Origin of the sequence: Enterobacter sp. 61D5, from assembly GCF_034107965.1 — a bacterium.
In the GTDB taxonomy this organism is placed as follows: domain Bacteria; phylum Pseudomonadota; class Gammaproteobacteria; order Enterobacterales; family Enterobacteriaceae; genus Enterobacter; species Enterobacter cloacae_M.
The window spans coordinates 119,661-139,143 of sequence record NZ_JAWNFK010000007.1; the positions used below are offsets into that span (position 1 = coordinate 119,661).

Genomic DNA, 19,483 nt, shown 5'->3' on the forward strand with positions numbered 1-19,483 from the left:
TCGAAATTAAGTTCAAATGCTTAATTAATCGGCAAGCTGAACAATTTAACGACAAAAACCCGGCCACGCAAGGTGCCGGATCGCAAAATCACAGCTTAATAAAGTTTTCACGGTAGTAGGAAAGCTCCGCCACGGACTCTCGGATATCGTCCATCGCCTGGTGGGTCCCCTGCTTTTTAAAGCCGTCGAGGATTTCAGGCTTCCAGCGACGCGCCAGTTCTTTCAGGGTGCTGACATCCAGATAGCGGTAGTGGAAATATGACTCCAGCTCCGGCATGTACTTAAACAAGAAACGGCGATCCTGGCCGATGCTATTCCCACAGATAGGCGATTTGCCTGCCGGAACCCACTGTTTCAGGAACTCAAGCGTCGCCAGCTCCGCCTCGCGATCGCCGAACGTGCTCGCCTTCACGCGCTCCACCAGGCCACTGCCGGTGTGGGTGCGCACGTTCCATTCATCCATCAAAGCCAGCTGGTCGTCGGACTGATGCACCGCAATTGTTGGCCCTTCAGCCAGGATATTCAGGTTGGCGTCCGTCACCAGCGTTGCAATTTCAATGATGCGATCGCGCTCGGGATCCAGCCCGGTCATTTCGAGATCGATCCAAATCAGGTTGTTTTCATCCGCGCTCATGTTATTTTCCACCCTTCTCGCATAACCGGCAGTAGCAGGTTAACTAGTATTAATTAGAGTGTATCATAGAGGTTTTGCCCCTTACGGGCGACCAGGAGCCAGCGCGATTGAGTAAAAATAAACTCTCCAAAGGGCAGCAGCGCCGCGTAAACGCCAACCACCAGCGCCGTCTTAAAACCACTTCGGAGAAGCCGGATTATGACGACAACCTGTTTGGTGAAGCGACAGAAGGCGTAGTCATCAGCCGTTTCGGTATGCATGCCGATGTCGAATCCGCCGACGGAGATATTCACCGTTGCAATATCCGTCGCACCATCCGTTCACTGGTTACCGGCGATCGCGTGGTCTGGCGTCCGGGTAAAGAGGCCGCTGAAGGTGTCACGGTTAAGGGCATCGTTGAAGCCGTGCATGAACGCACGTCGGTACTCACCCGCCCGGATTTCTACGATGGCGTAAAACCGATTGCCGCTAACATTAACCAGATCGTCATTGTCTCGGCGATTTTACCTGAGCTTTCACTCAATATTATCGACCGATACCTTGTCGCCTGTGAAACGCTGCAGGTGGAACCCATTATCGTGTTGAACAAAATCGATCTGCTGGATGGCGACGGCATGGCCTTCGTGAATGAGCAGATGGATATCTACCGCAAGATTGGTTATCGCGTCCTGATGGTCTCCAGCCACACCAAAGATGGCCTGAAACCGTTAGAAGAGGCGCTGACCGACCGTATCAGCATCTTTGCGGGCCAGTCCGGCGTGGGTAAATCAAGCCTGCTGAACAACCTGCTTGGCCTCCAGCAAGAGATCCTGACTAACGATGTGTCCAACGTCTCGGGTCTGGGCCAGCACACCACCACCGCCTCGCGTCTGTATCATTTCCCGCACGGCGGCGACGTGATTGACTCCCCAGGGGTGCGTGAGTTCGGTTTGTGGCACCTTGAGCCGGAACAAATCTTTAACGGATTTGTCGAATTCCATGATTATTTAGGCGCTTGTAAATACCGCGACTGTAAACACGATAACGACCCTGGCTGCGCTATCCGTGAAGCGGTTGAGAAAGGCGAGATCGCGGAAACCCGCTTCGAGAATTACCATCGCATTCTTGAGAGCATGGAAGACGTAAAAACGCGTAAAAACTTTTCTGATTCTGATAACTGACAACTAAGCTAAGCATCGCTAAAATCGTCCCCTTTTTTCAGGTTCCGGCGGCTTGACGCCGGATCAGGAACGACAAAACAATGGCCTGGAGGCTACCTTGTTAAACGCATTTAAACTTTCGCTTCAATACATTCTGCCAAAACTGTGGCTCACTCGCCTGGCGGGCTGGGGCGCAAGCAAACGCGCGGGCTGGCTGACCAAACTGGTCATCGACCTTTTCGTAAAATATTACAAGGTCGACATGAAAGAGGCGCAAAAGCCGGATACCGCCAGCTACCGTACCTTCAACGAGTTCTTCGTGCGCCCGCTGCGTGACGAAGTGCGCCCGCTGAACACCGATCCTAACGTCCTGGTGATGCCGGCAGACGGCGTGATCAGCCAGTTGGGTAACATCGAAGACGACAAAATCCTGCAAGCGAAGGGCCATAACTACAGTCTGGAAGCGTTGCTGGCGGGTAACTACCTGATGGCGGATCTGTTCCGCAACGGTACGTTTGCCACCACCTATCTGTCACCGCGCGACTACCATCGCGTGCATATGCCGTGTAACGGTATCCTGCGTGAAATGATTTACGTCCCGGGCGACCTGTTCTCCGTAAACCACCTGACCGCGCAGAACGTGCCGAACCTGTTTGCCCGTAACGAACGCGTCATCTGTCTGTTCGATACTGAATTTGGCCCTATGGCACAGATTCTGGTGGGTGCAACCATCGTAGGCAGCATCGAAACCGTCTGGGCCGGCACCATCACCCCACCGCGCGAAGGCGTGATCAAACGCTGGACCTGGCCTGCCGGTGAAGCGGAAGGCTCTGTGGCCCTGCTGAAAGGTCAGGAGATGGGTCGCTTCAAGCTGGGCTCCACCGTAATCAACCTGTTTGCGCCGGGCAAAGTGAAGCTGGCTGAACAGCTCGAAAGCCTGTCGGTCACCAAGCTGGGCCAGCCGCTGGCGGTCTCTACCGAAACCTTCGTGACGCCGGATGCAGAACCTGCTCCGCTGCCGCAGGAAGAGATCAACGCCGAGCACGACGCCAGCCCGCTGGTTGACGACAAAAAAGACGAAGGCTAACAACAGAAGGATCGCTGACGTGCGCCCGATTATCGTTCTACTGATGGCCTGGTGCCTCAGCATGGGGGCGTACGCAGCGACAGCCCCCGACGCCAAACAGATAACCCAGGAACTGGAGCAGGCAAAAGCGGCCAAACCCGCTCAGCCAGAGACCGTCGAGTCGCTCCAGTCTGCCCTGAATGCGCTTGAGGAGCGGAAAGGCTCTCTTGAGCGCGCTCAGCAGTATCAGCAGGTTATCGACAACTTCCCCAAACTCTCGCAGACGCTGCGCGCGCAGCTCAATAATCTGCGTGACGAACCGCGCGATGTGCCCGCAGGCATGACCTCGGACGCTCTGAACCAGGAGATCCTGCAGGTCAGCAGCCAGCTTCTGGAAAAGAGCCGCCTTGCCCAGCAGGAGCAGGAGCGAGCGCGTGAAATTGCCGACTCCCTCAGCCAGCTTCCGCAACAGCAAACCGACGCCCGCCGTCAGCTTAATGAAGTTGAGCGTCGCGTGGGTACGCAAAGCGGCAATACGCCACAGGCTCAGGCCCAAAATCTGGGCCTGCAGGCAGAATCTGCTCGCCTGAAGGCCCTTGTCGATGAGCTGGAGCTGGCGCAGCTTTCAGCCAATAACCGCCAGGAGCTGTCGCGGATGCGCTCTGAACTCGCTCAGAAGCAGAGCGAGCAGCTGGATGCGTATCTCCAGGCCCTGCGCAATCAGCTCAACAGCCAGCGCCAGCGTGAAGCGGAGCGCGCGCTGGAAAGTACCGAGCTGCTGGCGGAAAACAGCGAAAACCTGCCTGCCGGTATCAACGAACAATTCAGGGTCAACCGCGAGCTTTCTGCCGCGCTGAATCAGCAGGCGCAGCGCATGGATCTTGTTGCATCCCAGCAGCGTCAGGCGACCAATCAAACCCTTCAGGTTCGCCAGGCGCTCAACACCCTGCGCGAGCAGTCCCAGTGGCTCGGGTCATCAAACCTTCTCGGCGAAGCGTTACGCGCCCAGGTCGCGCGCCTGCCGGAAATGCCGAAGCCGCAGCAGCTGGATACCGAGATGGCCCAGCTGCGCGTTCAGCGCCTGCACTTTGAAGATCTTCTCAATAAACAGCCGCAAATCCGCCAGATCCGTCAGGCTGACGGACAGCCCCTGACCAGCGAGCAAAACCGTATTCTGGAAGCCCAGCTGCGTACCCAGCGTGAACTGCTGAACTCTCTGCTCCAGGGCGGGGATACGCTGATTCTGGAGCTGACTAAGCTAAAAGTCTCCAACAGCCAGCTGGAAGATGCGCTGAAAGAGGTGAACGAGGCTACGCACCGTTATCTCTTCTGGACGTCCGACGTGCGTCCGATGACATTCTCGTGGCCGATTGAGATTGTCCAGGACCTGCGCCGCCTGATTTCGCTGGACACCGTCAGCCAGCTGGGACAGGCCAGCGTGATGATGTTTACCAGCAAAGAGACCATTTTCCCGCTGCTCGGGGCGTTGATTCTGGTCGGCTTCAGCATTTACTCGCGCAGACATTTCACCCGCTTCCTGGAGCGTTCCAGCTCCAGGGTCGGGAAAGTCACCCAGGATCACTTCTGGCTAACGTTGCGCACCGTATTCTGGTCGATTCTTGTCGCCTCCCCGCTGCCGGTGCTGTGGATGACGCTGGGGTATGGCCTGCGGGAAGCCTGGCCCTATCCGCTCGCGGTCGCGATTGGCGATGGCGTCACCGCCACGGTGCCGCTGCTGTGGGTGGTCATGATTTGCGCCACCTTCGCGCGCCCCAATGGCCTGTTTATCACCCACTTTGGCTGGCCGCGTAATCGCGTTGCGCGCGCTATGCGTTACTACCTGATGAGCATCGGGCTGATTGTGCCGCTGATTATGGCGCTGATCATGTTCGATAATCTCAACGACCGGGAGTTCTCAGGCTCGCTGGGGCGCCTCTGCTTTATGCTGATATGCGGGGCGCTGGCCATCGTTACGCTCAGCCTGAAACGCGCGGGTATTCCGCTCTATGTCGATAAATCCGGCAGCGGCGAAAACATGTTCAACCGGCTGCTCTGGAACCTGCTGCTTAGCGCGCCGCTGTTTGCGATGCTGGCAGCCGCTGTGGGCTATCTGGCAACCTCGAAGGCGCTGCTGGCGCGGCTGGAAACCTCGGTGGCCATCTGGTTCCTGCTGCTGGTGGTGTACCACGTGATCCGCCGCTGGATGCTGATCCAGCGCCGCCGTCTGGCCTTTGACCGAGCCAAGCATCGTCGGGCGGAGATCCTCGCCCAGCGCGCGCGGGGTGAGGAAGAGCCAAACCACGTCAACAGTACGGAAGGCACAACGGAAGCGGACGAGGTCGAACTGGATCTGGATGCCATCAGTACCCAGTCCCTGCGCCTGGTTCGTTCCATACTGATGCTGATTGCCCTCCTCTCGGTCATCTTCCTGTGGTCAGAGATCCACTCCGCATTTGGCTTCCTGGAGAACATCTCTCTCTGGGACGTGACGTCTACGGTGCAGGGCGTTGAAAGCCTGGAGCCGATAACTTTAGGGGCGGTGCTGATTGCCATTCTGGTGCTAATCATCACCACTCAGCTGGTGCGCAACTTCCCGGCGCTGCTGGAGCTGGCGCTGCTGCAGCATCTGGATTTAACGCCGGGGACGGGCTATGCGATTACGACCATTACCAAATATCTGATCATGCTGTTTGGCGGGCTGGTTGGCTTCTCGATGATCGGTATTGAGTGGTCGAAGCTGCAGTGGCTGGTGGCGGCCCTTGGTGTAGGGTTAGGTTTTGGTTTACAGGAGATTTTCGCTAACTTCATCTCCGGCCTGATCATTCTGTTCGAAAAACCGATCCGCATTGGCGATACCGTAACGATTCGCGATCTGACCGGCAGCATCACGAAGATCAACACCCGTGCGACGACGATCAGCGACTGGGATCGGAAAGAGATCATCGTGCCAAACAAGGCGTTTATCACCGAGCAGTTCATCAACTGGTCGCTGTCAGACTCCGTTACCCGCGTGGTGCTGACGGTACCGGCGCCGTCGGACGCCAACAGCGAAGAGGTCACCCAGATCCTCTACACTGCCGCTGAGCGCTGCTCGCTGGTAATCGACAACCCGGCGCCGGAAGTATTCCTTGTGGATTTACAGCAGGGGATCCAGATTTTCGAGCTGCGTATTTATGCCGCCGAAATGGGACACCGTATGCCGCTGCGCCATGAGATCCACCAGCTGATTCTGGCGGGCTTCCGCGAGCACGGTATTGATATGCCGTTCCCACCGTTCCAGATGCGCCTGGAAAGCCTGGACGGGCGTAAAACGGGAAGAACGCTGACGTCAGCGGCGCGTACGCGCCCGGCGGGAAGTTTGTAAGGTAAGCGGTGCAACCCTCTCCCGCGGGAGAGGGTAAACTGCCGTCAGGCGCGATCTACGGTAAACGCAATCACATCGCCAAGCTGTTCTGCCCCCAGGGCCAGCATCACCAGACGGTCAACACCCAGCGCCACGCCGGAGCAATCCGGCAGACCAGCTTTTAATGCTTCAAGCAAATTCACATCAATAGGCTGCTGCGGCAGACCGCGCGCGGCGCGCTTGCGGTTATCCTGCTCGAAGCGCTGCTGCTGCTCGCGGGCATCCGTCAGTTCGTGGAAGCCGTTCGCCAGCTCGATGCCTTTGTAATAGACCTCAAAACGCTCTGCGACACGATGATCTTCGGTACTGATCTGCGCCAGCGACGCCTGGCTTGCCGGGAAGTGATAGACAAAGGTCGGACGATCCTTGCCAATCTGTGGTTCTACGCCGAAGGTGAACAGCAGCTGCAGCAGCGTGTCGCGATCCTCTTCGGTATCCGCCACGTTGCTGAGATCCAGTTTTGCCGCCACTTCGCGCAGCTGGGTTTTGTCCGCCGACAGCGGATCGATTTCCAGATGGCGCTGGAAAGCCTGCTGATAGGAGAGCGTTTCGGCTTCCGAGCATTCCAGGACCTGCTGCAGCAGATCGTCCACCTCATTCATCAGGCGGTACATATCATAATGCGGGCGGTACCACTCCAGCATGGTGAATTCCGGGTTGTGGTGACGACCCATCTCTTCATTACGGAAGCTGCGGCACAGCTGATACACCGGGCCACACCCCGCCGCCAGCAGGCGTTTCATGTGGTATTCCGGGCTGGTCATCAGATACAAATTCATGCCCTGAGAGTGGCCGGGGCCAACAAAACGGGTTTCAAACGGCACCAGATGAATATCCGTTACCGTTGCCTGACTCATGCACGGCGTTTCCACCTCCAGGACTCCGCGGTCGGCAAAGAAACGGCGGATCTCCGCCATAATTGCAGCGCGTTTTAACAGATTAGGGATGGATGCGCTCGGCTGCCAGGTGGCCGTTTCGCTCATGAGTTGTTCTCCGATTTCAGACAAGGGCACGAAGTCTACTCGTTAGCAGGGACAGAGACAAATTTTGCGCAGTAAAAAAGCGCATTTCATTTAGGTGAACTTTTTCGTGACGTATTTCATCAATCTTCATGATAAATCGCCGTACAGAACAGCAAAAAAATCGAACACGTCAAATTTCCCTGACATCTACACGGTTATACTGTTTTACCCATAAAGGAGCAGTGGAAACGCTTTCGCAATCGTCCTTTTGGACGGGTGAACTACCTTTAGTTTGTCGCGTTGCGAAATAACAAAAATCTGGAGGAATGTCGTGCAAACTTTTCAAGCCGATCTTGCCGTAATAGGCGCTGGCGGGGCTGGATTACGTGCTGCGATTGCTGCAGCACAAGCTAATCCCAACGCTAAAATCGCATTGATTTCAAAAGTCTATCCAATGCGTAGTCACACAGTGGCAGCAGAAGGAGGGTCCGCCGCCGTTGCGCAGGATCATGACAGCTTTGAATACCATTTCCACGACACGGTTGCAGGGGGCGATTGGCTTTGCGAACAGGATGTCGTTGACTACTTTGTGCATCATTGTCCCACGGAAATGACCCAGCTTGAACAGTGGGGATGTCCGTGGAGCCGCCGTCCGGACGGCAGCGTCAACGTTCGCCGCTTTGGCGGAATGAAGATTGAACGCACCTGGTTCGCCGCCGATAAAACCGGCTTCCACATGCTGCACACCCTCTTCCAGACCTCCCTTCAGTTCCCACAAATCCAGCGCTTCGATGAACATTTCGTCCTCGACATTCTGGTTGATGACGGGCAGGCGCGTGGCCTGGTGGCGATGAACATGATGGAAGGCACGCTCGTCCAGATCCGCGCCAACGCCGTAGTGATGGCGACGGGCGGGGCGGGTCGCGTTTATCGCTACAACACCAACGGCGGCATCGTCACCGGTGACGGCATGGGCATGGCGCTCGGCCACGGCGTACCGCTGCGCGATATGGAGTTCGTGCAGTATCACCCAACCGGTCTGCCGGGCTCCGGCATTCTGATGACGGAAGGCTGCCGCGGTGAAGGCGGTATTCTGGTCAATAAAAACGGCTACCGCTATCTGCAGGATTACGGCATGGGCCCGGAAACCCCGCTCGGCGAGCCGAAGAACAAATACATGGAACTCGGCCCGCGCGACAAAGTCTCTCAGGCTTTCTGGCACGAGTGGCGCAAAGGCAACACCATCTCCACGCCGCGCGGCGATGTGGTCTATCTCGACCTGCGTCACCTTGGTGAGAAGAAACTGCTGGAACGTCTGCCGTTCATCTGCGAGCTGGCGAAAGCCTACGTCGGCGTCGACCCGGTGAAAGAGCCGATTCCGGTGCGTCCAACCGCGCACTACACCATGGGCGGGATCGAAACCGACCAGCAGTGCGAAACCCGAATTAAAGGCCTGTTCGCCGTCGGCGAGTGTTCCTCCGTGGGTCTGCACGGCGCCAACCGTCTCGGGTCTAACTCGCTGGCAGAGCTGGTCGTCTTTGGCCGCATGGCGGGTGAGCGCGCGATGGAGCGGGCGGCTACAGCAGGCGAAGCCAACGGTGCCGCGCTGGATGCGCAGGTCGCAGACGTTGAAAAACGCCTGAAAGATCTGGTGAACCAGGAGGGTAACGAGAACTGGTCTAAGATCCGCGACGAGATGGGCCTGTCGATGGAAGAAGGCTGCGGTATTTACCGTACGCCAGAGCTAATGCAAAAAACCGTCGACAAGCTGGCGGAACTGCAGGAGCGCTTCAAGCGCGTGCGCATCACCGATACCTCAAGCGTATTCAATACCGACCTGCTCTACACCATCGAGCTGGGCCACGGTCTGAACGTCGCGGAATGTATGGCGCACTCTGCGCTGGCGCGTAAAGAGTCGCGTGGGGCCCACCAGCGTCTGGACGAAGGCTGTACCGAACGTGACGACGTCAATTTCCTGAAACACACTCTCGCCTGGCGCGATGCAGATGGCACCACACGTCTGGACTACAGCGACGTGAAAATCACCACGCTGCCGCCGGCTAAACGCGTGTACGGTGCAGAAGCAGAAGCCGCCGAGAAGAAGGAGAAGGCGAATGGCTGAGATGCAAAAAATGAAAGTTGAAGTGGTGCGCTACAATCCGGAAGTGGACGCCGCACCGCACAGCGCTTTCTATGAAGTCCCTTATGACGAGCAAACCTCCCTGCTGGATGCGCTCGGCTATATCAAAGACAACCTGGCGCCAGACCTGAGCTATCGCTGGTCCTGCCGCATGGCAATCTGCGGCTCCTGCGGCATGATGGTCAACAAGGTGCCGAAGCTGGCCTGTAAGACCTTCCTGCGCGAGTACACCAAAGGCATTAAGGTCGAAGCGCTGGGCAACTTCCCGATTGAACGCGATCTGGTGGTCGATATGACCCACTTTATCGAAAGCCTGGAAGCCATTAAGCCGTACATCATTGGTAATCCGCGCACGCCGGATCAGGGGCCGAATACCCAGACGCCGGCGCAGATGGCGAAATACCATCAGTTCTCCGGCTGCATCAACTGCGGCCTGTGCTACGCAGCCTGTCCACAGTTTGGCCTGAACAAGGAGTTCATCGGCCCGGCCGCCATTACCCTGGCGCACCGCTATAACGAAGACAGCCGCGACCACGGTAAAAAAGAACGTATGGCGCAGCTTAACAGCCAGAACGGCGTCTGGAGCTGTACCTTTGTGGGTTATTGCTCCGAAGTTTGTCCGAAGCACGTCGACCCGGCCGCCGCAATTCAGCAGGGTAAAGTGGAAAGCTCGAAAGACTTTCTTATCGCTACCCTGAAACCACGCTAAGGAGTGCATGATGACGACTAAACGCAAAGCCTATGTGCGGCCTGTGCCGTCCACCTGGTGGAAAAACCTGCCGTTTTATCGCTTCTACATGCTGCGTGAAGGCACGGCGGTACCGGCGGTCTGGTTCAGCCTTGAGCTGATGTACGGCGTTTTTGCCCTCAAACATGGCCCGGAAGCCTGGGCCAGCTTTGTCGGTTTCCTGCAAAACCCGATCATTGTTGTTCTGAACCTGATCGTGCTCGCGGCCGCGCTGCTTCACACCAAAACCTGGTTTGAGCTCGCGCCAAAAGCGGCGAACATCATCGTAAAAGACGAGAAAATGGGGCCAGAGCCGGTGATTAAAGGGCTCTGGGCAGTGACGATTTTGGTCACTGTGGTCATTCTGTTTGTCGCATTGTTCTGGTAAGGAGACACCTGTGATCAATCCAAATCCAAAACGTTCTGACGAGCCGGTCTTCTGGGGCCTGTTTGGCGCAGGCGGCATGTGGAGTGCCATCATCGCCCCCGTCATCATCCTGCTGGTCGGCATTATGCTGCCACTGGGGCTGTTCCCGGGCGATGCGCTGAGCTACGAACGCGTACTGGCGTTCGCGAGCAGCTTTATCGGCCGCGTGTTCATCTTCCTGATGATCGTCCTGCCGCTGTGGTGTGGCCTGCACCGTATTCACCATGCGATGCATGACCTGAAAATTCATGTACCGAGCGGTAAATGGGTGTTCTACGGTCTGGCGACCATCCTGACCGTGGTGACGCTGATTGCCGTGGTCACCATCTGACGCTTCTGGCCCGCCATCCGGCGGGCCTTTTATTTCTGCATCTTCCCCACCAGCCACTGGGCAAATTCGCGCATTGCGGGCGTTTCTGTCCGTGACTGTAGTCTTGTCAGCCAGTAGCTGCCGAGGTCAATCTGCGTGGCAAACGGCTGCACGATGCGCTCGCTGCTGAGTAAATGGGTAAACATGTCGACAGGCGCAATGGCAATCCCTACGCCTGCCTGCGCGGCTTCCAGCATGGTCACGGACGAATCAAACACCATCACCCGGTGCGTCGGCGAGGGAGAGTGTTCGCCCGCTGCCTGCATCCACGCAGCCCACTCGTCGCGCCGGTAGGAGCGCAGCAGGGTAAACTTCAGGATATCTGCCGGGCTTTTGAGAACTGAGGCAATGTCGGGTGTACAGAGCGCAGACAGCGGCGCGGGGCAAAGGAATTCAGCATCGGTTCCATGCCACGCGCCGCCACCGTAGCGAATGGTGTAATCAAGCCCTTCAGCCGCCGGATCGACGCGATTGTTATGTGTGGAAAGCTGAAGATCAATATGCGGATAGCAGCGGCGAAAGTCCGCGAGCAGCGAGAATAAAACACCCGTGGCAAAAGTCCCTACCACACCTATTTTGAGCTTCTCCTGAGCGCGCTGGCTGGCAAAACGATCCAGCATGCCGGCGATGCGATCGAAGGAGTCATTCAGCACAGGCAGCAAATTCTCACCTTCGGTGGTCAACATCAGCCCTCGCGAAACGCGGACAAACAGCTGGCAATTAAGGTGCTGCTCCAGCGCCTTGACGTGCTGGCTAATCGCGGAATGGGTGACATTCAGCTCGATAGCGGCATGAGTAAAACTGAGATGCCTGGCGGCTGCTTCAAACGCCCGCAGGGAATTTAGAGGGAGATAGCTGCGCGTCATGGTCTCGTCCGTTAGAAAAATTAACAGCTAATGCTAAATTTAACCGTTTGTCAGCCATAGTCAAATCCAACAGACTACAGCGGTCTGACGGGCCCGGACACTCCCTTGAACTGCTATTACGGAAGATAAATGATGATGACTAAATCCCTTTGCTGCGCCCTGCTGCTCAGCACCTCCTGCTCGGTATTGGCTACCCCGATGTCAGAAAAACAGCTGGCTGAGGTGGTGGAACGGACCGTTACGCCGCTGATGAAAGCGCAGGCCATTCCGGGTATGGCGGTGGCGGTGATTTATGAGGGTCAGCCGCACTACTTTACCTTTGGTAAAGCCGATGTTGCGGCGAACAAACCTGTCACCCCACAAACCTTGTTCGAACTGGGTTCTATAAGTAAAACCTTCACCGGCGTACTCGGTGGCGATGCCATTGCTCGCGGTGAAATATCGCTGGGCGATCCGGTGACAAAATACTGGCCTGAGCTGACAGGCAAGCAGTGGCAGGGGATCCGCATGCTGGATCTGGCAACCTATACCGCAGGAGGTTTGCCGTTACAGGTACCGGATGAGGTCACGGATAACGCCTCTCTGCTGCGCTTTTATCAAAACTGGCAGCCGCAGTGGAAGCCGGGCACCACGCGTCTTTACGCCAACGCCAGCATCGGTCTTTTTGGCACGCTGGCGGTCAAACCTTCCGGCATGAGCTATGAGCAGGCCATAACGACGCGGCTCTTTAAGCCGCTCAAGCTGGACCATACCTGGATTAACGTTCCCAAAGCGGAAGAGGCGTATTACGCCTGGGGATACCGCGACGGTAAGGCGGTACACGTTTCGCCAGGAATGCTGGACGCTGAAGCCTATGGCGTAAAAACCAACGTGCAGGATATGGCAAGCTGGGTGATGGTCAACATGAAGCCGGACTCCCTTCAGGATAATTCACTCAGGAAAGGCATTTCCCTGGCGCAGTCTCGCTACTGGCGCGTGGGGGCCATGTATCAGGGGTTGGGCTGGGAAATGCTTAACTGGCCGGTCGATGCCAAAACCGTGGTTGAAGGTAGCGACAATAAGGCGGCACTGGCACCGCTGCCTGCGAGAGAAGTGAATCCACCGGCGCCCCCGGTCAACGCATCCTGGGTCCATAAAACAGGCTCTACCGGCGGGTTTGGCAGCTACGTGGCATTTATTCCTGAAAAGCAGCTCGGCATTGTGATGCTGGCGAATAAAAGCTATCCGAACCCTGCCCGCGTTGAGGCGGCATACCGTATCCTCGACGCGCTGCAGTAAAACATAGCCGGGTGGCGCTACGCTTACCCGGCGAAACACACCGCACAAAAACCACATTTTCCTTGCCGTCATCTACACTTAACAAAAAACAGTAAGGAAACTCCTATGCGCATTCTGCCTGTTATCGCCGCGGTGACAGCCGCGTTTTTAGTGGTTGCCTGCAGTTCTCCTACCCCACCTCCAGGCGTTACCGTCGTCTCGCCTTTTGATGCACAACGCTTCCTTGGAACATGGTATGAAATCGCGCGCCTCGACCATCGGTTTGAGCAGGGCTTAGAGAAGGTCACTGCGAATTACAGCCCGATGGATGATGGCGGTATTCAGGTGATCAACCGGGGCTATAATCCCGATCGGGAGATGTGGCAGCAGTCGATTGGGAAAGCGTACTTCACGGGCGACCCGCGACGGGCCGCGCTCAAAGTCTCTTTCTTCGGCCCGTTTTATGGCGGCTATAACGTGATCGCGCTCGACAGAGAGTACCGTCACGCGCTGGTCTGCGGGCCGGATCGCGACTATCTGTGGATACTTTCCCGCACGCCAACTATTTCGTCAGAAATGAAACAGCAGATGCTGGACGTCGCGACCCGGCAAGGGTTTGATGTATCAAAACTTATCTGGGTAAAACAACCCCATTAATGGGTACTGAGCTTCAGCCCAACGATCCCTGCCACAATCAAGGCGAGGCTGGCGATACGCGCCAGACTCGCTGACTCTCCCAGCAGCAGAATGCCGGTGATGGCGGCCCCAACCGCACCAATGCCCGTCCAGACGGCGTAAGCCGTTCCCACAGGCAGCGAGCGCATCGCCCAGGATAACAGGACAATACTCACGATCATCGCGGTGACGGTTATGACGCTGGGCGTCAGGCGGGTAAATCCGTGGGTGTACTTGAGACCAATTGCCCATACCACTTCGAGCAGGCCAGCAATAAAAAGAATTATCCAGGACATTTCAGGCTCCTTAACTTAATACAAGTTGGGGCCGTCCCCGGTGAAAGAAACGCTTACGGGTCGTCCCGTAAGGCAGAGATTACGTCCCATATTGTGGTTAGCGTGCTATTTTTTTTCAATCATTTTTTGCTGAACATGTTAAGGCAAGAAATAGCCGCAGTATGGCGCGTAGTTCCGGCATTTAGCACTCATCCGACTTCTCTATGATGATGTGCTTTCTGATGGCAGGAAGCCAAACCACTAGCCGACTGCGAATAAAATATGTTCAAAATTCTCTTGATTGACCGTTGTCACTTCACCCGCACAGGGTTTGAAGCATGGCTCAATCATTCCGGTTTGTTCCCGGGACACTACGTTGTGACCGGGTTAAATAATCTGTTCCTTGCCAGGGAGCACATTCTGCAATGGAAACCCACGCTGGTTATCGCCGATCTTTACGGCTTCAGGCAGGATATTCATCATTTTCAGCAGCTCTCATCGTTGCTGAGCGCCAGTGAACGATTACCGTTTATTTTGCTGCAATCGGGAGAGGACCGCGGCATGACCGACTGGCTCGGACAGTTCCCGGTGTGGTCGTCGCTGTTGAAAAACGCCAGTCTCGAAGAAGTGGCAACGACGATCAATAACGCATTAATCTCACGCGCCAGCGCTGACAGGCCAACGGCGGCGGCCCCCTTGCTGACCCGACAGGAAGAGAAAGTGCTGACATTGTGGATGGACGGTGCGAGCAATCAAAAAATTGCCGCTAACCTGAGTATCAACGGAAAAACGGTGTATACCTATAAACGCAATATCCGCATGAAATTGCATATGGATACGCGTTTTTCTCCGTTCTTATCCCTGCAGGAATCAGAAAGCTGACGGTACGAAACCCGCTGGTCTCGTACCGTATGTTAATTACTGCTGAGCTTTGGTTGCCGCACCAGAGATTGCGCTACCACCTTCAGAAATGTCCTGACCGACGCCACGCGTGGTATTACAGGCAGTTAACACTGAAGAAAGTACCAGGACTGAAAAGATCGCTGCAATTGTTTTCTTAACCATAATATCTTCCTTTTATAGCCAAAGTTGTTTTGTGTATAGCAACTTAAGAATAGACAAGATCCCGCCGGTTGACGGAAAAGGAAGCATTTTTAGGAAAATTAGACGAACTTAGCTAGCGGCGTGAGAAATGATATGACCGAGATCCTGGATATCTTGTCCCATCCCACGGGTGGTGTTACAGCCGGAAAGTAATGCACTGGAAAGCGCTAACAGAAGCAGAATTTTAACGGTACGTTTCATCATCCCTGCCTGCAAAAATCAGGCGCAGCGGGCGCTGCGCCTTCAATCATGACGTAAATTACTTCACGCGGGATACGTATTCGCCGGAGCGGGTATCCACTTTGATCACTTCGCCAGTCTGTACGAACAGGGGAACTTTAACCACTGCGCCGGTAGACAGTTTGGCTGGTTTACCACCGGTACCTGCGGTATCACCTTTCAGACCTGGATCGGTTTCAACGATTTCCAGTTCAACGAAGTTTGGTGGGGTCACAGCGATAGGCTGGCCGTTCCACAGGGTCACGATGCACTCAGCCTGATCCAGCAGCCATTTAGCGCTATCACCTACCGCTTTCTCATCAGCAGACAGCTGTTCGAAAGTGGAGTTGTTCATGAAATGATAGAACTCACCGTCGTTGTACAGATAGGTCAGGTTCATATCAACAACATCAGCGCCTTCAGCGGAGTCAGTAGACTTGAAGGTTTTCTCAACACGGGTACCGGTCAGCAGACGGCGCAGCTTAACGCGTGCGAATGCCTGGCCTTTACCTGGTTTAACGAATTCGCTGGCTTCAACCGCGTACGGTTCGCCGTCCATCATGATTTTAAGACCAGCACGAAAATCGTTGCTATAGTACGTTGCCATAAGGCCCTCTAAATTTGTTAACTGGTAGCTAAGCCACAAAATGGCGCATATTGTAACCCTAAACACCCCGTCCAGAGAAGATTGGTTATCGCAACTTGCCGATGTAATCACCAGTCCTGATGAATTGCTGCGTCTTTTAGACCTCGATCAGCACCCAGAGTTGCTTGCAGGCCGCGAGGCAAAGCGCCTTTTCGCCCTGCGCGTTCCTCGTGCATTTGTGGCGCGGATGGAGAAAGGCAACCCCGACGATCCACTTTTAAAACAAACTCTTACTTCGCAGGATGAGTTTATCACCGCGCCGGGATACAGCACCGATCCGCTGGAAGAGCAGAACAGCGTGGTGCCGGGTTTACTACACAAGTATCTCAACCGCGCCCTGCTGCTGGTAAAAGGCGGCTGTGCGGTAAATTGTCGTTATTGCTTCCGTCGGCACTTCCCGTATGCCGAAAACCAGGGCAATAAACGCAACTGGCAGGTCGCGCTGGACTATATCGCCGCCCATCCGGAGCTGGATGAGATTATTTTTTCCGGCGGTGACCCGCTGATGGCAAAAGATCATGAGCTGGACTGGCTGCTGACCCAGCTTGAAGCCATTCCGCACGTTAAGCGCCTGCGTATTCACAGCCGTTTACCGATTGTCATTCCGGCACGTGTCACTGACGGCCTGGTGTCACGCCTGGAGCAGTCAAGATTGCAGGTGCTGCTGGTGAACCATATCAACCACGCGAACGAAATTGACGATGACTTTCGCGCGGCGATGGCGCGTCTGCGTAAAGCGGGCGTGACGCTGCTGAACCAGAGCGTGCTGCTGCGCGGCGTCAATGACAGCGCCCGCGTGCTGGCTGACCTGAGCAATGCCCTGTTTGATGCGGGCGTGATGCCCTATTACCTGCACGTGCTGGATCGCGTTCAGGGCGCGGCCCATTTCATGGTGACGGATGAAGAAGCCCGGCAGATTATGCGCGAACTGTTAACGCTGGTTTCAGGCTATATGGTGCCGAAGCTGGCACGCGAGATTGGCGGAGAGCCGAGCAAGACGCCGCTGGATTTGCAGCTGCGGCAGCGCTAGTTTCTCCCCACCCTAACCCTCTCCCACAGGGAGAGGGAAAAGGCAATCAGTTCGGGCACTTGTAGACCTGGCCGTTCATCTGGCTGGCGGTCGGCACGAAGCTGGACAGCATACTCTGCGTTGGGCTGCTCACACCGTAAATCACGTTACCGCCCATTGCCGCAGCCTGGTTACGCAGGGCATTCGCCGCACCGCGCATCGAGCCGCCTTCTTCGCCATGCTGCCCTGACATCCAGTTACTTTGCTCACCGGTTGCCGTGCCTAACAGCTGACATTCACTGCCAGGCTTATCTTCCACAAAGCGAACGCCCTGGCCCGCTGCCGACAGCTCATTGCTGGAGCTACAACCCGCCAGCAGCAATGCTGCCCCTACAATCCCTGCACAGACTTTTACGCGCATGTTATTCCTCGTTTTCAATAAGCTGGACAGTAGTTGTCCGTGTGTAAATCTTATACCTAAAAGATGACCAAAAGAAAAACCCCCGAGCATTTCTGCCCGGGGGTTTTTCACATTCTACGACGTAGAACGCACGATTACATCATGCCGCCCATGCCGCCCATACCGCCCATGCCAGCAGCACCTAAGTCTGGTGCATCGCCTTTAGGCATATCGGTGACCATGCACTCGGTGGTGATCATCAGGCCAGCGACAGATGCCGCGTACTGCAGAGCAGAACGGGTCACTTTAGTTGGGTCCAGGATACCGAAGTCGATCATGTTTCCGTATTCTTCAGTTGCTGCGTTGTAACCGTAGTTACCTTCGCCCGCTTTCACGTTGTTCGCAACCACAGATGGCTCTTCACCGGCGTTAGAAACGATCTGACGCAGAGGGGCTTCCATTGCGCGGAGCGCAACTTTGATACCCACGTTCTGATCTTCGTTCTGTGCGGTCAGGCCTGCCAGTTTAGCGGCAACACGCACCAGCGCAACACCACCACCAGCAACCACGCCTTCTTCTACCGCAGCACGGGTCGCGTGCAGGGCATCGTCAACGCGTGCTTTTTTCTCTTTCATTTCAACTTCGGTAGCTGCACCGACTTTGATTACCGCAACGCCGCCAGCCAGTTTCGCTACGCGCTCCTGCAGTTTTTCACGGTCGTAATCGGAAGTCGCTTCTTCGATCTGCTTACGGATCTGACCCACGCGGCCCTGAATAGCGGCTTCTTCACCCACACCGTCGATGATGGTGGTGGTGTCTTTGTTGATCACAACGCGTTTCGCCTGGCCCAGGTCTTCCAGGGTCGCTTTTTCCAGCTCCATACCGATCTCTTCAGAGATCACGGTACCGCCGGTCAGGGTAGCGATATCCTGCAGCATAGCTTTACGGCGATCGCCGAAGCCTGGTGCTTTAACAGCAGCCACTTTCACGATGCCGCGCATGGTGTTAACCACCAGGGTCGCCAGCGCTTCGCCTTCAACGTCTTCAGCGATGATAACCAGAGGCTTGCCTGCTTTCGCAACGGCTTCCAGTACTGGCAGCATTTCGCGGATGTTGGAGATTTTCTTGTCAGCCAGCAGGATGAATGGGCTTTCCAGCTCAACAGCACCCGTTTCTGGCTTGTTGATGAAGTATGGGGACAGGTAACCGCGGTCGAACTGCATACCTTCAACCACGTCCAGTTCGTCTTCCAGACCGGTACCGTCTTCAACGGTGATCACGCCTTCTTTACCGACTTTGTCCATCGCTTCAGCGATCAGTTTACCTACGGTTTCGTCGGAGTTAGCGGAGATAGTACCAACCTGAGCAATGGCTTTAGAGTCAGAGCATGGTACGGACAGCGCTTTCAGCTCTTCAACAGCGGAGGCGACGGCTTTGTCGATACCACGTTTCAGATCCATTGGGTTCATGCCCGCAGCAACGGCTTTCAGACCTTCGGTGATGATTGCCTGCGCCAGCACGGTCGCGGTGGTGGTACCGTCACCTGCAGCGTCGTTCGCTTTAGAGGCAACTTCTTTCACCATCTGCGCGCCCATGTTTTCGAACTTGTCTTCCAGCTCAATTTCACGTGCTACAGAAACACCATCTTTGGTGATGGTTGGCGCGCCGAAGGATTTATCCAGCACTACGTTGCGGCCTTTCGGGCCCAGAGTCACTTTAACTGCATCTGCCAGTACGTTTACGCCGCGGAGCATTTTTACACGAGCGTCGTTACCGAATTTTACGTCTTTAGCTGCCATGTTCTTATTTCCTCAAATTCTCGTGCGTAAATTACGCTTCAACAATTGCCAGAATGTCGCTCTCGGACATGATCAACACTTCTTCATTGTCGATCTTCTCGGATTTCACGCCGTAGCCATCGTTGAAAATTACGATGTCACCAACTTTAACGTCCAGTGGCTGCACAGTTCCGTTTTCCAGGATGCGGCCCTTACCGACAGCGATGATTTCGCCACGCGTTGATTTGGCTGCTGCAGAACCGGTCAGAACGATGCCGCCAGCAGACTTGGTTTCAACTTCTTTACGTTTGACGATCACACGATCATGTAACGGACGAATACTCATTGATAGCTCTCCTTTGAGAAAGTCATTATCAGTTATGGAT

Annotated in this window: 21 protein-coding genes; 11 read left to right on the forward strand and 10 right to left on the reverse strand. The window is 55.6% G+C overall.

The genetic code is table 11. The features are described 5' to 3' along the window. Positions 1-88: 88 nt before the first annotated feature. Positions 89-634 carry an oligoribonuclease gene (gene orn / locus UTM25_RS08815; RefSeq protein WP_023310130.1) on the reverse strand — a complete coding sequence of 182 codons (546 nt, stop codon included), beginning with the start codon at positions 632-634 and terminating at the stop codon, positions 89-91. Between the two features lie 107 nt (positions 635-741). Here orn and rsgA point away from each other — a divergent pair, with 107 nt between their 5' ends. From rsgA to mscM, 3 genes are all read left to right on the forward strand, one after another. Next, positions 742-1,794, forward strand: coding sequence for a small ribosomal subunit biogenesis GTPase RsgA (gene rsgA / locus UTM25_RS08820; RefSeq protein WP_194401588.1), 1,053 nt, complete (start codon positions 742-744; stop codon positions 1,792-1,794). Between the two features lie 97 nt (positions 1,795-1,891). Next, positions 1,892-2,860 (forward strand): archaetidylserine decarboxylase, encoded by a 969-nt coding sequence (gene asd, locus UTM25_RS08825; protein WP_033144458.1) that lies wholly within the window; start codon positions 1,892-1,894, stop codon positions 2,858-2,860. A 19-nt stretch (positions 2,861-2,879) separates the two neighbouring features. Continuing rightward, the gene (mscM, locus tag UTM25_RS08830) at positions 2,880-6,203 is read left to right on the forward strand and encodes a miniconductance mechanosensitive channel MscM (RefSeq protein ID WP_194401589.1); all 3,324 of its coding nucleotides are present in this window, start codon (positions 2,880-2,882) and stop codon (positions 6,201-6,203) included. Positions 6,204-6,247: 44 nt separating this feature from the next. Here the strand turns inward: mscM and epmA are convergent, their stop codons facing one another. Next, positions 6,248-7,225 carry an elongation factor P--(R)-beta-lysine ligase gene (gene epmA / locus UTM25_RS08835; protein WP_045404820.1) on the reverse strand — a complete coding sequence of 326 codons (978 nt, stop codon included), beginning with the start codon at positions 7,223-7,225 and terminating at the stop codon, positions 6,248-6,250. 310 nt (positions 7,226-7,535) lie between these two features. On the opposite strand from epmA, the gene frdA reads away from it, so the two are divergent. Genes frdA through frdD form a run of 4 tightly spaced genes read left to right on the forward strand, consistent with a single transcriptional unit; the run spans position 7,536 to position 10,829 of the window. Beyond that, positions 7,536-9,326 (forward strand): fumarate reductase (quinol) flavoprotein subunit, encoded by a 1,791-nt coding sequence (gene frdA, locus UTM25_RS08840; protein WP_023310125.1) that lies wholly within the window; start codon positions 7,536-7,538, stop codon positions 9,324-9,326. After that, complete coding sequence (locus UTM25_RS08845) at positions 9,319-10,053, forward strand: succinate dehydrogenase/fumarate reductase iron-sulfur subunit (RefSeq protein WP_023310124.1); 735 nt, start codon at positions 9,319-9,321, stop codon at positions 10,051-10,053. The genes frdA and UTM25_RS08845 overlap by 8 nt, the downstream gene beginning before the upstream one ends. A gap of 10 nt (positions 10,054-10,063) precedes the next feature. Next, positions 10,064-10,459 (forward strand): fumarate reductase subunit FrdC, encoded by a 396-nt coding sequence (frdC, locus tag UTM25_RS08850; RefSeq protein ID WP_111965403.1) that lies wholly within the window; start codon positions 10,064-10,066, stop codon positions 10,457-10,459. Positions 10,460-10,469: 10 nt separating this feature from the next. Beyond that, complete coding sequence (frdD, locus tag UTM25_RS08855; RefSeq protein WP_000609653.1) at positions 10,470-10,829, forward strand: fumarate reductase subunit FrdD; 360 nt, start codon at positions 10,470-10,472, stop codon at positions 10,827-10,829. A gap of 29 nt (positions 10,830-10,858) precedes the next feature. Here the strand turns inward: frdD and ampR are convergent, their stop codons facing one another. Next, positions 10,859-11,734 carry a LysR family transcriptional regulator AmpR gene (ampR, locus tag UTM25_RS08860; RefSeq protein WP_109845697.1) on the reverse strand — a complete coding sequence of 292 codons (876 nt, stop codon included), beginning with the start codon at positions 11,732-11,734 and terminating at the stop codon, positions 10,859-10,861. A 132-nt stretch (positions 11,735-11,866) separates the two neighbouring features. Here ampR and blaACT point away from each other — a divergent pair, with 132 nt between their 5' ends. Beyond that, on the forward strand, positions 11,867-13,012 hold the full coding sequence (gene blaACT / locus UTM25_RS08865) for an ACT family cephalosporin-hydrolyzing class C beta-lactamase (RefSeq protein ID WP_194401598.1): 1,146 nt from the start codon (positions 11,867-11,869) through the stop codon (positions 13,010-13,012). 105 nt (positions 13,013-13,117) lie between these two features. Continuing rightward, entirely contained in the window at positions 13,118-13,648 is a 531-nt protein-coding gene (locus UTM25_RS08870; protein WP_023310119.1) for a lipocalin family protein, read from the forward strand. Here the strand turns inward: UTM25_RS08870 and sugE are convergent. Next, on the reverse strand, positions 13,645-13,962 hold the full coding sequence (sugE, locus tag UTM25_RS08875) for a quaternary ammonium compound efflux SMR transporter SugE (RefSeq protein WP_008502938.1): 318 nt from the start codon (positions 13,960-13,962) through the stop codon (positions 13,645-13,647). The two genes, UTM25_RS08870 and sugE, sit on opposite strands and share 4 nt — an antisense overlap. A gap of 261 nt (positions 13,963-14,223) precedes the next feature. Between sugE and UTM25_RS08880 the strand changes: the two genes are divergently transcribed. Further along, on the forward strand, positions 14,224-14,823 hold the full coding sequence (locus UTM25_RS08880; RefSeq protein WP_194401590.1) for a helix-turn-helix transcriptional regulator: 600 nt from the start codon (positions 14,224-14,226) through the stop codon (positions 14,821-14,823). Between the two features lie 36 nt (positions 14,824-14,859). On the opposite strand, the gene ecnB is transcribed toward UTM25_RS08880, so the two are convergent. The 3 genes from ecnB to efp all read right to left on the reverse strand — a co-directional run bounded on the left by ecnB (position 14,860) and on the right by efp (position 15,871). Beyond that, a complete protein-coding gene (gene ecnB, locus UTM25_RS08885; RefSeq protein ID WP_003025482.1) occupies positions 14,860-15,006 on the reverse strand; it encodes a lipoprotein toxin entericidin B in 147 nt (48 codons plus the stop codon). 108 nt (positions 15,007-15,114) lie between these two features. Beyond that, complete coding sequence (locus tag UTM25_RS08890; RefSeq protein ID WP_024907352.1) at positions 15,115-15,246, reverse strand: entericidin A/B family lipoprotein; 132 nt, start codon at positions 15,244-15,246, stop codon at positions 15,115-15,117. 58 nt (positions 15,247-15,304) lie between these two features. Beyond that, the gene (gene efp / locus UTM25_RS08895; RefSeq protein ID WP_010427766.1) at positions 15,305-15,871 is read right to left on the reverse strand and encodes an elongation factor P; all 567 of its coding nucleotides are present in this window, start codon (positions 15,869-15,871) and stop codon (positions 15,305-15,307) included. Between the two features lie 40 nt (positions 15,872-15,911). Between efp and epmB the strand changes: the two genes are divergently transcribed. After that, entirely contained in the window at positions 15,912-16,940 is a 1,029-nt protein-coding gene (epmB, locus tag UTM25_RS08900) for an EF-P beta-lysylation protein EpmB (protein WP_194401591.1), read from the forward strand. A gap of 46 nt (positions 16,941-16,986) precedes the next feature. Here the strand turns inward: epmB and UTM25_RS08905 are convergent, their stop codons facing one another. The 3 genes from UTM25_RS08905 to UTM25_RS08915 all read right to left on the reverse strand — a co-directional run bounded on the left by UTM25_RS08905 (position 16,987) and on the right by UTM25_RS08915 (position 19,443). Beyond that, entirely contained in the window at positions 16,987-17,340 is a 354-nt protein-coding gene (locus UTM25_RS08905; RefSeq protein ID WP_023310115.1) for a DUF4156 domain-containing protein, read from the reverse strand. A gap of 134 nt (positions 17,341-17,474) precedes the next feature. Continuing rightward, positions 17,475-19,118, reverse strand: coding sequence for a chaperonin GroEL (groL, locus tag UTM25_RS08910; protein WP_014882201.1), 1,644 nt, complete (start codon positions 19,116-19,118; stop codon positions 17,475-17,477). A 31-nt stretch (positions 19,119-19,149) separates the two neighbouring features. Continuing rightward, entirely contained in the window at positions 19,150-19,443 is a 294-nt protein-coding gene (locus tag UTM25_RS08915; RefSeq protein WP_003855929.1) for a co-chaperone GroES, read from the reverse strand. Positions 19,444-19,483: the final 40 nt, after the last annotated feature.